Consider the following 15527-nt stretch of genomic DNA (forward strand, 5'->3'; position numbering starts at 1 on the left):
ACTTTTTCAGTACCTATTTTACCTTGCCTTACTTTTGTTAAGTTGATGCAATGCCATTAATATTTCTTTTTTAGAGTATATCTCAAATAACGATTTAATTTGATCTCTCTCTTCTTTAGAAAGTGTTTTAGTTGTTTTGAGCTGATACATGTTACGCTTCCCTTTTCAAATGATTGCTTTAATATAAGACCATGCTGTCTATCGATCTAATGATTATTCTTGAAATATAAACTATTAAATATAGCAAGAGTGATTATCCTTCTTTTGTTATCAATCTTCTTTCTCGGTTAACATCATCTGCGGATGTATCACTCCGTTTCTTATTTATCCTACATACGTTAATTGTTTGTTATCACGATATACTTGATTGATCGTCCCTCCTCCAAGGCATTCTTCTCCTTGATAGAAGACAACTGCTTGCCCAGGGGCTATTGCCCGAATCGGCTCATGGAAAATAACTTTAACTTTTGAATCATTCAATCGTTCAACAGTTACTTTATTATCTTGCTGGCGATAACGAAATTTTGCAGTACATTCAAATGTATCTGGGGTATCTTCCTCAGAAATCCAGCTTACATTATCAGATATAATGCTGTCAGAGTATAGCAATTCATGATCAAAGCCTTGTTCAACATATAGAACATTCCTATCCATATCTTTTCCAATTACAAACCAAGGCTCACCATCTCCACCAATGCCTAATCCGCGCCTTTGTCCAATTGTATAATACATTAATCCATCATGCTGTCCAACAATCTTACCATCGAAATTTTCCATATTTCCTTTTTGAGCAGGCAAGTAACCGCTTAGGAACTCCTTAAAATTTCGTTCACCAATGAAGCAAATTCCTGTACTGTCTTTTTTGGACGCAGTTGCCAAATTAGCTTGTGCAGCTAATTCCCTTACTTCTGGTTTTTCCATATCACCAAGCGGGAATAACACTTTACTTAACTGCTGTTCTGTTAATTGGTTAAGGAAATAAGTCTGATCTTTATTTACATCCTTCCCTCTTAACATGTGAACTTCTCCATTTTCTCTGACTACACGTGCATAATGTCCAGTAGCCACATAATCAGCCCCTAGACTTAAGGCATGATCTAAAAATGCTTTGAATTTGATTTCCTTATTACATATCACATCAGGATTTGGCGTTCTCCCTATTTTATATTCATCTAAGAAGTAAGTGAATACCTTATCCCAATATTGTTTTTCAAAATTCACCGCATAATAAGGGATATCTAGTTGATTGCAGACGCGGATAACATCCTCATAGTCTTCCGTTGCTGTACAAACACCAAATTCATCTGTATCGTCCCAATTCTTCATAAATATTCCGATTACGTCATAACCTTGCTCCTTTAGAAGCATTGCAGCAACGGAAGAATCTACTCCACCTGACATGCCCACAACTACACGAGCGCCTTTTGATACTTCCTTCATGTCGATTAATCTCCTATTCTCTTATAAATCCTTTTGACCTTTAACCTTTAAACGATGAACTTTTAAAGGGGTGACATCATTACCCAGTGGATCCAGCACTTTCATTCCTGAAAAAGTGTGGAGCACTTGGCCACGAATGGCACGTAAATAATCTTCTCGAAGGACCTGCTGCTCAACTTTTTCAGCATTGGTCAGTCCTTCTTCACGCTGTTTCTTTGCTAACTCATTAATTCTTGGTAACAAGTCAATCATGCTTTTCACCGACCTAACTAACTAATTTCGTTTCGTGTTTATTCAATAACTTCAGTATGGAAGCAACGCATCATATGGTTTACCATTGTCTCTCCAAGATCCGTAAATGTTGCGATACCCCGTTTATGAATAGCCGTTTTGAACCCTTCTGCATCTGCTCCCGAAACCGTTAAAAAGTCACAGATATCTGTGGTTACTCCAACTGTATGAACTTTTTCTACTCCTGAATTCTTTAAGGTTTCAGCTAAATCTGTTTTAAAGAATGCATTATAGTTTGTTTTTGGGGAATAAATCAGGTTTTTATTATCCTTATTATTTTGAAACCAATCATATAAATCCCCGTATAATTGTTGTCCTTTAGTACCTTCAACATTATGGGACGGCCATAATTCAAAGTGTGGATCATTTGGCTGATGTGCATCCATTGATACAACAACCATTTCCCCACCTTCTAAAAATTTTGTCGCCAGATCCTTAATATAAGGTACTATTTCTTGTGCGGGCTTGCCAACAGTTAATGTTCCATCGTCTGCTACAAAATCATTGCTCATATCTACGATTAACAAAGCTTCTTTAGCCAATTAAAACCAACTCCTACAGTTTTATTTTGAAATAACTTTACAGTTGATACGCATAAAGTGTTCCATGAATGTAGTTGTATGGAGGCAGATAAAGTACGGTATAAGTCTCTATCTGCCTCCATGAATTTTTCCCAACGATCATATCGCTCTCTCTTTTAAAGCGGGTAAATAAGTGATATCCAAATTAAACTAAGCTTAGAAGTCCTTGATTAAATGGCCGATATCGTTTTTAAGTTATGCTTTTTAGCTTGTTCTATATTTTTCATTTTGTTATCCCAACAGGCTTGACTCAAATCGACTGGATATTCTGCCGGGTTTAAAGAGCGCTTGTATTCTTCCCATAAAAGGTCTAATTGTTGCTCGGCATATGATTGAATCTCCTCAACTGGAGGACAATCATATAAAAGCATGCCGCCCTCAAAGATATCTTCGTGCAAGTCTTTGGCTATGAAATTCGTGACAAAACTTCCAATGTACGTATGCACTGGATGGAACATATGCAGTTTAGACTCTTTTTCAGGCTGTTCATAAGCCAAGGCAATATAATCCCCTTCTGATTTACTCGTAAGCTTGTTAATAATACGGTAGACCTTTTTTAATCCTGGTGTTGTAACTTTTTCAGGACTCGAGGAAATTTTGATTCGATCGGTCATCTGTCCAGTATCATCTTCCATCGATACCATCTTATACACAGCACCTAAGGCTGGTTGGTCGAAGGCAGTAATTGCTTTGGTGCCAATTCCCCAGGCATCGATTTTCGCTCCTTGTGCATTTAAATTCATAATGGTATACTCATCAAGATCATTTGAAGCTATAATTTTGGTATCAACAAAACCTGCTTGATCTAATAATTTTCTTGCTTCCTTGGAGAGATAAGCTAAATCTCCACTGTCTAATCGAATACCTTCAAAATTTATGTTATCCAGCTCTTGCGCAACTCTTATTGCATTGGGAACACCAGATTTTAAAGTATCGTAAGTATCCACCAGGAAAACACAGTTTTTATTTCGTTTCGCGTACTTATGAAAAGCGATATATTCATCTTGGTACGCTTGAACATAGGAATGAGCATGTGTCCCGGAAACAGGAATACCAAATCGTTTTCCTGCCCGAACATTGCTTGTGCTAGAGAAACCGCCGATATAAGCTGCTCTCGTCCCCCATAATGCGGCATCGAATTCATGTGCACGTCTCGTACCAAATTCTGAAACAGATTGCTCTCCCGCAATTTGCTTGATGCGAGAGGCTTTTGTAGCAATTAGCGTTTGATAGTTTACTATATTCAACAATGCCGTTTCAATTAGTTGCGCTTCAACTAATGGTGCTTCGATACGCAGCATCGGTTCATTGCCAAATACAATTTCTCCTTCCTTCATAGCACGAACATTTCCTGTAAAACGTACTGTTCGTAAAAAGTCAACAAAATCTTCCGGGTAGCCTAGATCCTCTAAATAGTTTAAATCACTTTCAGAAAAATGGAAGTTCTGGAGATAATCGATGATTCGTTCTAACCCAGCAAATATCGCATACCCATTTCCAAATGGCAGTTTTCGAAAATACAGTTCAAATACAGCTTTTTTGGTATGGATATTATCCTCCCAATATACCTTTGCCATATTAATTTGGTACAGGTCTGTGTGAAGGGCGAAACTGTCATCAACATAGCTGGTCATAACAATTTCCTCCTAAGATTACAAATTATGCTTAGCTTCTAAATAACAAAAAATTTTGATTTCATATCTATTCGTTTATTTCATTACTTTTTTGTAAAAGATCTTTCGCAAAATCAACAAGTTCGTGAGCTTCTTTAGTACGCAGATATTTTACATCTAAACCATCAGGGCCTAAACGGAAACGATCTAGTGCATCGGCATCCTTGAAAATCCGATACAGCAACAGCCCTCGTTCATCAACGTTTGGTGATTTTTCAATTTCTGATATACCTAATGCATCATCTTGGTCATGGTAATAAGTGATATAATAGGTCCGCTCATCATAAGGCAAATCGTTCTCACGGCAATATGCTTTGTAATACTCTGCTGCCCGTTTTCCATGTCCCCTATCAATCCCATCATCCATGCGGCGAGAATCGTGGAAAATAGCGGCCATTCCTAATGCATCCTGTTCCAGCTCACTTAACCCCTTTTTGTGACCGATAAGAAGTGCAAGCATCAACACACGAGCACAGTGTTTTTTCGTATGCAATTCACTTTTTGGCAGCCAAAATTCTACATTTTTCTCCATATACCTAACCATTCGCTCATACTTTTTCTTAATTGGCAGATACTCAGGAGCATCAAGAACATTTGATAAAAACATCTTTCATTCCTCTCCGTTTCCAATTACTTTAACTGTACTAATTGTTGTAATACTTCTGCAGTATCACCATTGATACCAATAGATTTCGCAGCAATTTCTTCAGGAATATAGAGTTCTCCCTTGTTGAGCGTAATGTAGGTAGCATTTTTCTCGGCATTCGTTATATCCATAAATGGCGCTTTAATCAATTGATTTCTTGCACCTACTCCTAATTCCAGCAGAACTAATTTTTTCCCTTGGTTCTTATCAATAAAATCCTGATAAGCTTTGAAGCTTGCTTGCCAAGCCTCTCCTTTTAAAAAGTTTCTGTCTACCTCTAAATGAACTTGCATTGGACCGCCACACTCTGGACACTCAGGAACTAGATCTGAAGGGACTTTTCCATTTTCCTGTTTTCGTGCCATTTCGCTTAATACGTTATCACCTGAGTAAATTTTATCATGACAACCATTTATGCATTGCAGATTCCTGCAATTTCCCTCTATCTCAAAGAGGCGATTTTCTGGAAATCCTGCTTGTCTGAAATGGTCATCTATATTGGAAGTAACTACAAAAAAGTCTTTATCTTCTACAAGTTTATACAGATTTTTCATTACCGAACTTGCTTCCCCAGTGTATAAAAAGTAGTCGTACATCCGACTGAAGAATGCCCACTTTTCTTCCTCGGAAGGAAATGGATAAAAGCAGCCCTGTATAATACTGCGAAAACCATACTTCTCACGGAAATCACCGAAGTTTTCTATGAAATCCTTGTTTTCAGCGAAAATATGAATACCCTCCGAGATTGAAAGACCGTTACTTGCACCGATAACAATCCCGTCAGCCTCTTTGACTTTTGTTATTACTTCTGAATATATATTACTCATATAATTTTACCTCCTACGATACTAAAGTTGCACGCTTAAAGCCTGTCCAAATCAAACGAGCTGATTTGCTTATCGCAATTTATTGGAATGCTGTAGCCTTCTTTATTAAAGTACACCTTGTTTCTTCTCTTTTTTCATTTCAACTAAAACATCCTGCAGCACTTGCGCTATATCTTCATGAATAGCTGTTCCCTTATCATTTAACTCTTTTGGCAGCAATGCATCTTTCGGATTGATGGTAATATAGTATGCATCAGGCCAGCTGTAAGTCATGTTCCAGAAGGGTTCTTGGATGAACATCGGAGTCATTCGTCCAACACCTAACTCCAAAAAAAGTACTTTCTTATTTTGGTTTTCAAGAAGAAATTCACGATATTTTTTATGCTCATCTCTATATTTGGATCCTTCCAAAAATACAAATGATCGCACCCACAGTTCCATAGGTCCACCACATTCCGAGCACTTGGGAATCATGCCAGATGGAACCTTCGTTCCTTCCATGTGGGTACACATTTCTTTTGCCTGTTCCACAAAAGGATAGACTTGGTCGTGACAAGGGCCCGAGCATTGTATCGATGTCCAATTCCCTTGAATGGCACTGACCTTTTCTTCAGGGAAAACTTGTAAAAATTGTGTATCCTGATTTGTCGTAAGAATAAAGTATTCTTTATCTTGCAGGATTTGTTCTAAATCCTTGTATGGCTGTCCGACAGGAACTTCTGCTACAAAGTTAATCAAAGTTGCGAGATATGCCCAGCGTTCTTCCTCCGTACGGAATTTATGGTAAAAGCCTCCAAAGATACTATCGATTCCATACGCTTCAGCAAATGCGTTAAAATACTTTCGAAACATTTCATCGTCTCGATACCAGTTATATCCTGCAGCAGCGGACATACCGGAAGCACCGCCAACTACAATTGCTTCAGCTTCTTGAATTTTTTGTCTTAATGTAGCTATATTGTCTTGATATTGTTGTGAAATCATATTTTACATATCCTCCTAATGGTTTTTATTCGCAGTCGAAAAACATCTAAATTTCCACCACTTTGCTAGTATTTAGATTCAATTAAAAGTATATTTCTCTTTATTGCACTGCGAATCCCCTTTTTTGTTTCTAAATACATTATAATGTTTGTATAAAACAGGAAACAAGTATGCACTTTTTTGACGTATACTATCTAAAAGGATAGTGATATTCGAAAATTTAATGTTTACGCACTAACAGATAATCAGGTTAAAAACATTCCTTTTTTGTTAGACTTTCTCCCTATTTTGATACAAATTATTGTTTTTAATATATTCATAACATTTCTCAGGGAGTAAGTATCGCGGTTCTCCTCCCTGTTGGAATTCATCTCGAATAAAAGTTGAGCTTGTCTCCATAGCCAGTCCTTTGTCGACTAAATGGAAAGTTTGACCATCATCTGCATTGCGCAAAATCGGGGATCTTGCAATCACAGCTAACATATCAATATCATTTCTCGCCATGACAATAAACTTATTCTCATGTACAAGCTCCTTTGTCTTTTTCCACTTTCCCTCTCCGATATCCACTAGTAGATCAGCCCCCATAATGAAAAAGACCTCATCATCGGAATATACTTTTTTAAAATGCTCCAATGTATGGTAGGTAGCAATATCCCAAGCATGCTGATTCATCTCATAATCGTTGGCGACAAACTTATCATTATCGTTAATCGCTAAACGGATTAGTTTCCAACGATGATCATCAGAAATATGGATCCGCTTGTCAGGACGCTGATGGGAACTCGGCAGGAAAATGACAAAATCCAATTTATAACGATGTGCGACTGTACTTGCCGTCCATAAGTGGACATTTGTAATTGGATCGAATGATGATCCAAAGATTCCAACTTTCCCCACAATATTCTCCCCTTGAAACAACCCCCATATCATATAGAACATCGCTATATCATTGGGTTAGTTTTTCTTTTTTTCATGACATCTTGAAGTACACGCGCAATATCTTCATTAATTGCAAGCCCTTTATTCGCTATCTCTTTAGGCACTTCCGCATCAATAGGATTAATACTGATATAGGATGCACCGGGCAGACTAAAAGTCATCTCCCAAAATGGCTCTTTAATAAACATTGGTGTCATTTTTCCTACACCTAATTCCAGGAATAGAACTTTCTTATATTTATTTTTTGTAAGATAAACTTGAAATTTAATTAATTCGTTTCTAAAAGAGCTGCCTTCCAAAAATATCCGAGAACGGACCCATGGCTCCATATCATGGCCACACTGTGGGCATGTTGGAATTAATTCTGTTGGAATTCTAGTTTCCTCCATATTTTGATACATTTTGTCAACTAGCTCTTTATTGAAATAAACCTGATCATGACAACGATTGCTGCATTGAAAATAACGCCAATCCCCTTGAATCACAGACACTTTCTCTTCAGGAAAAACCTTTGAAAACTGCGTATCCTGATTTGTTGTCAAAATGAAATAGTTTTTATTCTGAAGCAGTTGTTCCAAATCAAGATAGGGCTGACCTGGTTCAGCATCGTATACAAACTTGATTAAAGTAGCAATATAAGCCCACCGTTCTTCCCTTGATTCAAAAGGATAGTAAAAGCCGTAAAAAATATTCTCGATCCCGTATTTATCAGCAAATTTTCCAAAGTAATTTAAAAAAATTTCGTCTGTCTGATACCAGTTATATCCCGCCGCAGCGGACATTCCAGCTGCACCCCCAACTACAATCGCCTCAGCTTCTTCCAATTTTTGATGTAATTCTGCTATATGGTCTTGATATTGTTGATCTAACAATATAATCATTCCTCCAATTATGTCTAAAAGCATTTCAGCTTCGTTTTGAAACATCGCTTTACTTGAATCTAAATGTATTATATAGTTGATATAAATTAATTAACAAGTATGCACTTTTTTACCGCATACTATCTTGGAGGATAGTATAAACATGGAAAAGACTAATTTTAATGCTACCGACAACCAGGAACCTTTTTTTGGATACACTCTTTCTATCATAAGCGGAAAATGGAAACTGCAAATTATCTATCATTTATCCAAAAATGGTGCTGTACGCTATAATGAACTTCAGCGTATGCTAGGTAAAATAACCTTCAAAACACTTAGCACTGCACTGAAGGAAATGGTGAATGACGGGATTATTCATCGTAAGGAATATCCGCAAATCCCCCCCAAGGTCGAATATAGCCTTACTGAGAAAGGACAAACTCTATGGCCTATCATTCAGGAAATGTGTCAATGGGGAGAATATAATCAGCCACAAAAATAATTGCAAGAGTACTCCTATAACCTCGCTCAATAAAAGGAAAACAAAAGTAAAAACCCGGGAGAAGATAATCCTCGTCCCGGGTTAAAATATTTGTTTAATTATGTACTGTCTTTTTGTAATTTGGAGACATGCTTTTTTTATGTCAGCTTATTACGTTGCACTCAATGGATTCTGCTGTTTAACTTCTTTTATGGATAAATACAAAGAATAGTTTCCATATTCAAGAATCTGATTAAGAAATTGATTCAATTGTTCTTGAGTACTCACTTTTACTTTCAAATGGTAACACCCTTCTCCTGATACACGATGTGCTTCAACCACTTCTTTCCGTTCTTTAATACATCTCAAAAATGGATCATGGTTTGCTGTTTTCATATAAATTATTACAAATGCAGTAAAGATTAATCCCAGCTTCATTTCATCTGCTATTAAAGAATATGCTTTAATTACACCACTATCTTCAAGCTTTTTAATCCGATTCCCTACAGCTTGTCCTGTCATATGAATTTGTTCGCCCAAGTCTTTCCATTGAACACGTGAATTTTCGGATAGTAGCTGAAGTATTTGAAAATCAATGTTATCAAGTTCCATAATTAATTCCTTTCATCATGAAATGATTTGCTGCAAAAGTGTTTCATCAAAGTATCGATAGAAACCATAGTATCATTTATCATTATATTGTATCAAAAAATTATATGAGGTGATAATAATGAGTACTGCTTTAATTATTGTTGATATTCAAAATGACTATTTTCCAAATGGAAAAATGGAGTTAGTCAATCCTGATAAAGCTGCTGCTAACGCTGCTAAGGTTCTAGAATGGTTTAGACAGCATAATAAAGATAATATTTTTCACGTTCAGCATATCGCAAGTGATTCAGCACTAGGATTCTTTCTTCCAGATACAGAGGGTGCTGAGATAAATGATACTGTTCAACCATTAGAAAACGAAAGCATTATTACGAAACATTTCCCTAATAGCTTTTTAAAAACAGAATTAGAAAGTGAATTAAAAGAAAGGGGAGTAACCAAAGTTGTGGTTGTAGGTATGATGACACATATGTGTATTGATGCAACCGTAAGAGCTGCTGTGGATTTAGGTTATGAAACTACACTTATTGAAGATGCTTGCGCTACAAGAGAATTATCTTATGAAGGTAAAGCAGTTCCAGCTGAACAAGTTCATTATGCATTTGTCGGCGCGCTTGAAAGTATGTATGCGACTGTAACATCAACCGAAGATTTTCTAGCAGAAAAAAAATAATTTCGTTTAACTGAATCATTAGCAGGAGTTATTATGAATTTATAGTTTGTTTCTGTCCATGACGGTCTAGTTTCTTAAGTTTACCGTCATGGACAGTTTTGTTAAGACAGAAACAACGAATAAGTTGTTATTCTAAAAAGTCTTCATTGCTTATTTAGAATTAAGATCTTCAATAGAATCGATATCCATATACTCAGGAACAACAAGCCCGATTTTAGCACCAGTTAGGTTAGGGCCTAAATCCACAATGTTATCCTGATTTGCCTCATAAAAATCTTTATGTGTCAGCGGCAGCCAAGCTCCTAGAGTGGCATCTGCATCTCCTGTAGCAATCGATTCAAACATAATGGCTACGTCTAACTCGGTTACCGTGACGTTAAACCCTTTTTGTTCCATCACTTCTTTTAAAACACCTGAAGATGCACGTTCGGAATCCCACGGTGTTGAAGCAAGTACGATTTCTGTTCCGTCAACATCTTCTACGCCTTCCACCCATTCCGCTACTCTATCTTGGTTATCCTCAACCCATTGTATTGCTACTTTTTCTATATCTGTACCAGATTCTTCAGCTTCATACATAATTGCTTCCATATCTTCTACATTCCATTCGAATTGATCAATTAATTTATAAGCTTCTGGTTTTTCCTCTTTTAGTCCAGTTTTTGCCAGCGAATTAATGGTTTCCTCTCCACCATAAACTCCTTTTGGGTCTTCCAGATATTTCATATCTGGATACTCCGCAAACATCCAATGCGGGTTCCATCCAGTAATTATAATCGGTTCCTCATTCTCAATTGCACCACCAAGTTCAGTCATCATCGCTCCAGTAGAAGATAATTCTACGTTCCAGCCCTGCAAATTATCGTATTCTTCGATTGCCTTCTCCGTTGTAACCGAGATTCCTGCTCCTGGTTCAATCCCAGTGATAGTATAATCCACTTCTTTACTATAATCAGCTTTACCATTATTGTCCGCTGCATTTCCATCTGAACTGCCGCAAGCTGCAAGTAAAAATATAGCCAAGATTCCAAAAATTACCCCTGCAAGTTTTCCATTTTTCAAAACTAACTCCTCCTGTTTGTCTGTGTCTACTCTCTTCTTACAGAAACATCATTAAGCTTTATAAAGCTTTCAATCGCTTTCAACAAATCTTGCCTAAACAATTAAGAAGAGATAAATACAAATTATAATTAAATATGTTACATTTCTTTCTACACATTTTCAAATCGCATATTAATGCAAATAGATGAGTATGACTGGATATAGCCCATTCCGCCTAATAAAATAGTGAAAAATCTTAAGTTTGGTCTTTTTTCCTCTATAATGAGATTGAGAAAGTGAAAACTCCCTCTCTTCCTTTGTTCATTTCAAACAGTATGCTTTGTAAAGTAAGTCGATCGGAAGTGATCAGGAAAAAACTAGCATCAGGACAAAACTCAATTGAGTTTTTTGTCAGCTAAACGAAAAACAAAGATAAGCTGGCTAATAGATTCGTTATATACTTAATAAAATACTATTTTGGTTTACTCAGTTCATTTAATATTGTATTTTAAAGGGGGAATTCCAAATTTTATATAAGTTAGGAATAATCTTTCCAGGAAATGAACCATCGATAATTAAGGAGGTACATAATAATGACTAAACAATTAGCAGGTAAAACGGCCATTGTTACAGGGGCAAGCAGTGGAATCGGAACTGCAATTGCAAAAGAGATTGCTAAGGCAGGTGCTAATGTGGTGCTTGCTGCAAGAAGTCAAGAGAAGCTTGCACAAATAGCAAAAGAGATTAGCCAAAATGAAAAAACGTTATGTGTTAAAGCAGACGTGACGAACCAAAAGGATGTTGACTCCCTTGCAAAGCTAGCAAAACAGGCATTTGGAAATGTAGATATATATATTAATAATGCCGGGAAAATGGGTTCGAGCAGAGTTTTAAAAGGAGATGTGTCTGACTGGGAAGAGATGATTGATATCAATATAAAGGGAGTTCTCTATGGTATTCATTCAGTCTTGCCTGCTATGCTGGAAAAAGGCAGTGGTCATATTGTTAATATCGCTTCTGATTCAGGGTTTGAAGTTACAGAAAGACTTACAGTGTACTGTGCAACAAAATTTGCGGTACGTGCAATCTCCACAGGATTGGAAAAAGAACTTGCCAAAACTGGCGTTCGCGTCACCAATATTTCTCCAGGCATGGTTGAAACGCCATTAAGTTCAAAAAGTCCATTTGACAGCGACAGAAAAAAACTTTTGCCGGAAGACATTGCACGGGCGGTAGTTTATGCAGTTACTCAGCCAGATTACGTAAATGTAAACGAAATTTTGGTTAGACCTATTTAATCTGTTATACAAGAACGCATACCATGAGATTATTAAATGCTGAGACCTAAAAAAAGAGATAAAGACGAGCAATATATTCGGCCTATTGCAAAGATCTATTTTAGAAAACTTTATAGTTAGGGAAATGGCCACCTGGACCAAGCCCCTGACTATAGAAAATATCTTCATCCATTACTCTCTATTGTTCTGGGGACCGAATTTCATAATGTACTCTCTTTTTCATTATTCGAATAAGGGAGAGAACGTTGGTAATGAATCAGTAAAAGAAGAAATGGGTTTTTCCGCTTCTTCTTTCGTTACTGTACAATGATTCAACGATTCTATAAGTTGTTTCTTATCCATGTTTCTGCCTATAAAAACAAGCTCTGTCATTCTGTCTCCTGTCTGTTCATCCCATTCTTCAAATATAGCTGGATCTTGTGCTCTTAATTCTTCCTGTTCTTTTTCTGAATAGCTAGCAAGCCACCTGCCAGCACCTTCCAGGGTTATCAAGGAACCCGCCTGTGACAAGAATCCTGCTATATCATTCCTTGTGACTAACCAAAAGAAGCCTTTTGCCCGGAGTATTTCCTGCGGCCAATTCTCCAGCCATTGCCGAAATCGTTCAGCATGGAATGGTTTTCTGCTTCGATAAACAAATGAACTGATACCATACTCTTCGGTCTCCGGTATATGTTCCTCATTCAATTCTTTTATCCACCCTGCTCCCTGGCTTGCCATTTCAAAGTTAAATTGTCTGGTATGCAGCACTTGTAATGGATCTATTTGGCCAAATTTCGCTGGAATAATTTTCGCTTGCGGATTTAACTTATAGAGCAAATGTTTTAACTCAGCTATATTGTCGCTCGTAATCTTATCTATTTTATTTAAAACAATTACATTGGCAAATTCAATTTGATCAACCAACAAGTCGACAATCCCTCTTTCATCTTCCTCAGAAACATGCAGTTGCCGGTCCGTTAACAAATCTTCCGACCGATAGTCCTCCCAGAACTGGTGCCCATCTATAACTGTTACCATCGTATCAAGCTGGAAAAGTGCATTTAAATCTATTCCTAATTCTTTGTCTGCATATACAAAACTTTGGGCGACCGGAATCGGCTCCGAAACCCCGCTCGATTCAATTAACACATAATCGATGTCCAAATTAGCCAGTTTTTCCAGCTCAACAATTAAATCTTCTCGTAATGTGCAGCAGATGCAGCCATTTGTCATTTCAACCATATTTTCATCTGCTCTGATAAACCCGCCTTCCTTCACAAGTTTAGCATCTACATTAATCTCGCTCATATCGTTCACGATTATTGCTATTTTAAACCCATGCTGTTTTTCAAGCAGATGATTAAGCAGGGATGTTTTTCCCGCTCCTAAAAATCCGCTTAATACTGTTACTGGAACTTTTTTGCTCATTTCCCCACACTTCTTTCTCTATCAATATATATACGACTTGGTGTAGCTCCTTTTTGAAATAAATATTTACCACTATACCCTTCTGTTATCTGGTCTACCTGCGCTATTACCAATTGGCAAATGCGCATACCGACTTGCAACTGTACAGGTACACGATTCGCATTAAACAATTCCAAAGTAATTTGTCCTGAAAATCCCGGATCAATCCACCCCGCATTTTGAATAAAGATGCCAAGTCTACCAACAGAGCTTCTTCCTTCTACAAAAGCTGTTAAATAATCAGGTAAACCTATTTGCTCCAATGTGGTTCCTAACATAAAGGTTTGAGGCGGAATTGTTATCGTATCCTTTTCTGTTACTTCAATTTCCCGATAGCTTGCCGGCTTATCAATGGATAAATAAGAGGTGGACATATCATCAATAATTAAAAATTCCTTACCTAGACACAGATCAACAGAAGCCGGCTGAATACTTAATTCCTTAAAAGGTTTGATAGACATTTGGTTATCGTATACGATTTTTTTAATCGTTTGTCCTGATAAAATCATCTGCTACAGCTCCTTACGATACTCTCCAAGGAAATGGGTTTCTGAATCGGGACCAGTCCTCACCCAGTTCCGACTCACTTAACAGGCAATGTTCCAAATCCTCCGTTATCTGCTCACGATCCAAATCCATTCCAATAAAAACAAGCTTTGTATGACGGTCTCCATATTCCGGACCCCATAAATCTCTAACTTCCGGATTATTTTTTAATATTTCTTTCTGCTGAGCTTCAGGTAACGAATCTACCCAATAAGCTAAAGGTTCTACTTCAACAGAAGGGCCTGCTTGCGAAAGCAATAATGCCATATCATGATGTGTGGCACACCATATTATCCCTTTTATCCGAACAATTTCTTCAGGCAATTCTTGATACCAGCTTACCAGGCGCTCCGTGTGGAAAGGTAGTCTTGATGTATATACGAACGAACCAATCCCATATTCTTCGGTTTCCGGCGTATGATTTTCGATTCCTTCATTCAATTCCTTTAACCAGCCGGCAGATTCACTAGCCTTCTCAAAATCAAATAAATTGGTATTTAATATTTCTTTCGGCTCTATTCTACAATGTTGGGTACGGATAACTTTTGCTTCTGGCTGTAATTTACGGATTACCTGCTCCAGCTTCTGCAAATCCCCTTCTTTTACCAAATCGGTTTTATTCAGGATAAGTACATTACAGAATTCAATCTGATCAATTAGTAAATCAGCAATATTTCGCGTATCCGCATCACTAACTGCCTGCTTTCTGCTGAGCAGTGAGTCCCCAGATCCAAAATCATGCCAGAATCGGTTCGCATCAACAACCGTCACCATCGTATCCAGGCGGCAGTATTTTGTTAAATCAATTCCCATCGTTTCATCAATATAAGAGAATGTCTGGGCAACAGGAACTGGCTCACTAATTCCAGAGGATTCAATCAGAATATAATCAATTTCTTCTTTCTCGACTAGCTTTTCAACCTCTACTAACAAATCCTCCCGCAGCGTGCAGCAGATGCAGCCGTTTGACATTTCAACCAGCTTTTCTTCTGTGCGTGAAAAACCACCTTGTGTTTGGACTAGCTCACTATCTATGTTCACTTCACTCATATCATTAACAATGACCGCCGCCTTTAATCCATCTCTATTATGTAAGATATGATTCAGCAGCGTTGTCTTTCCTGCGCCTAAATAGCCACTTAATACTGTAACAGGAATTTTTTTCATTTATTTTTCCTCCTTT

The 15527-nt window shown here is 37.4% G+C and carries 17 protein-coding genes; 3 read left to right on the plus strand and 14 right to left on the minus strand.

The features are described from left to right. Window positions 1–324: 324 nt before the first annotated feature. The 9 genes from mnmA to NSQ77_RS05650 all read right to left on the minus strand — a co-directional run bounded on the left by mnmA (window position 325) and on the right by NSQ77_RS05650 (window position 8256). The gene (mnmA, locus tag NSQ77_RS05610) at window positions 325–1440 is read right to left on the minus strand and encodes a tRNA 2-thiouridine(34) synthase MnmA (RefSeq protein ID WP_339229448.1); all 1116 of its coding nucleotides are present in this window, start codon (window positions 1438–1440) and stop codon (window positions 325–327) included. Window positions 1441–1461: 21 nt separating this feature from the next. Then, window positions 1462–1692, minus strand: a complete 231-nt coding sequence (locus NSQ77_RS05615) for a DUF896 domain-containing protein (RefSeq protein ID WP_339229450.1) — start codon at window positions 1690–1692, stop codon at window positions 1462–1464. Window positions 1693–1730: 38 nt separating this feature from the next. Beyond that, on the minus strand, window positions 1731–2273 hold the full coding sequence (locus NSQ77_RS05620) for a cysteine hydrolase family protein (RefSeq protein ID WP_339229452.1): 543 nt from the start codon (window positions 2271–2273) through the stop codon (window positions 1731–1733). Window positions 2274–2482: 209 nt separating this feature from the next. Continuing rightward, window positions 2483–3946: a nicotinate phosphoribosyltransferase gene (locus NSQ77_RS05625; protein WP_339229454.1), complete on the minus strand. Its 1464-nt coding sequence runs from the start codon at window positions 3944–3946 to the stop codon at window positions 2483–2485. A 67-nt stretch (window positions 3947–4013) separates the two neighbouring features. Then, window positions 4014–4592: an HD domain-containing protein gene (locus NSQ77_RS05630; RefSeq protein WP_339229456.1), complete on the minus strand. Its 579-nt coding sequence runs from the start codon at window positions 4590–4592 to the stop codon at window positions 4014–4016. A gap of 23 nt (window positions 4593–4615) precedes the next feature. Then, on the minus strand, window positions 4616–5458 hold the full coding sequence (locus tag NSQ77_RS05635) for a Sir2 family NAD-dependent protein deacetylase (protein WP_339229457.1): 843 nt from the start codon (window positions 5456–5458) through the stop codon (window positions 4616–4618). A gap of 105 nt (window positions 5459–5563) precedes the next feature. Further along, window positions 5564–6442, minus strand: a complete 879-nt coding sequence (locus tag NSQ77_RS05640) for a hypothetical protein (protein ID WP_339229459.1) — start codon at window positions 6440–6442, stop codon at window positions 5564–5566. A gap of 270 nt (window positions 6443–6712) precedes the next feature. Continuing rightward, complete coding sequence (gene nadD / locus NSQ77_RS05645) at window positions 6713–7342, minus strand: nicotinate (nicotinamide) nucleotide adenylyltransferase (protein ID WP_339229461.1); 630 nt, start codon at window positions 7340–7342, stop codon at window positions 6713–6715. A gap of 44 nt (window positions 7343–7386) precedes the next feature. Beyond that, window positions 7387–8256: a hypothetical protein gene (locus NSQ77_RS05650; RefSeq protein WP_339229463.1), complete on the minus strand. Its 870-nt coding sequence runs from the start codon at window positions 8254–8256 to the stop codon at window positions 7387–7389. 151 nt (window positions 8257–8407) lie between these two features. Here NSQ77_RS05650 and NSQ77_RS05655 point away from each other — a divergent pair, with 151 nt between their 5' ends. Next, a complete protein-coding gene (locus NSQ77_RS05655; protein WP_339229465.1) occupies window positions 8408–8746 on the plus strand; it encodes a helix-turn-helix domain-containing protein in 339 nt (112 codons plus the stop codon). A 150-nt stretch (window positions 8747–8896) separates the two neighbouring features. Here the strand turns inward: NSQ77_RS05655 and NSQ77_RS05660 are convergent, their stop codons facing one another. After that, window positions 8897–9337, minus strand: a complete 441-nt coding sequence (locus NSQ77_RS05660; RefSeq protein ID WP_339229467.1) for an Lrp/AsnC family transcriptional regulator — start codon at window positions 9335–9337, stop codon at window positions 8897–8899. Between the two features lie 118 nt (window positions 9338–9455). Here NSQ77_RS05660 and NSQ77_RS05665 point away from each other — a divergent pair, with 118 nt between their 5' ends. Then, a complete protein-coding gene (locus NSQ77_RS05665; RefSeq protein WP_339229469.1) occupies window positions 9456–10010 on the plus strand; it encodes a cysteine hydrolase family protein in 555 nt (184 codons plus the stop codon). Window positions 10011–10160: 150 nt separating this feature from the next. Here the strand turns inward: NSQ77_RS05665 and NSQ77_RS05670 are convergent, their stop codons facing one another. Next, a complete protein-coding gene (locus NSQ77_RS05670) occupies window positions 10161–11072 on the minus strand; it encodes a glycine betaine ABC transporter substrate-binding protein (protein WP_339229471.1) in 912 nt (303 codons plus the stop codon). 572 nt (window positions 11073–11644) lie between these two features. Here NSQ77_RS05670 and NSQ77_RS05675 point away from each other — a divergent pair. After that, window positions 11645–12349, plus strand: coding sequence for an SDR family oxidoreductase (locus NSQ77_RS05675; RefSeq protein ID WP_339229473.1), 705 nt, complete (start codon window positions 11645–11647; stop codon window positions 12347–12349). 222 nt (window positions 12350–12571) lie between these two features. On the opposite strand, the gene NSQ77_RS05680 is transcribed toward NSQ77_RS05675, so the two are convergent. The 3 genes from NSQ77_RS05680 to NSQ77_RS05690 are packed head-to-tail and all read right to left on the minus strand — an operon-like array spanning window position 12572 to window position 15511. Next, window positions 12572–13759, minus strand: a complete 1188-nt coding sequence (locus NSQ77_RS05680) for a GTP-binding protein (protein WP_339229475.1) — start codon at window positions 13757–13759, stop codon at window positions 12572–12574. Further along, a complete protein-coding gene (gene dcd, locus NSQ77_RS05685; protein ID WP_339229477.1) occupies window positions 13756–14307 on the minus strand; it encodes a dCTP deaminase in 552 nt (183 codons plus the stop codon). Before dcd ends, NSQ77_RS05680 begins: the two co-directional genes overlap by 4 nt. A gap of 13 nt (window positions 14308–14320) precedes the next feature. After that, complete coding sequence (locus tag NSQ77_RS05690) at window positions 14321–15511, minus strand: GTP-binding protein (RefSeq protein WP_339229479.1); 1191 nt, start codon at window positions 15509–15511, stop codon at window positions 14321–14323. Between the last annotated feature and the right edge of the window lie 16 nt (window positions 15512–15527).

Source organism: Oceanobacillus sp. FSL K6-2867 (genome assembly GCF_037963145.1).
Taxonomy (GTDB): Bacteria; Bacillota; Bacilli; order Bacillales; family Amphibacillaceae; genus Oceanobacillus.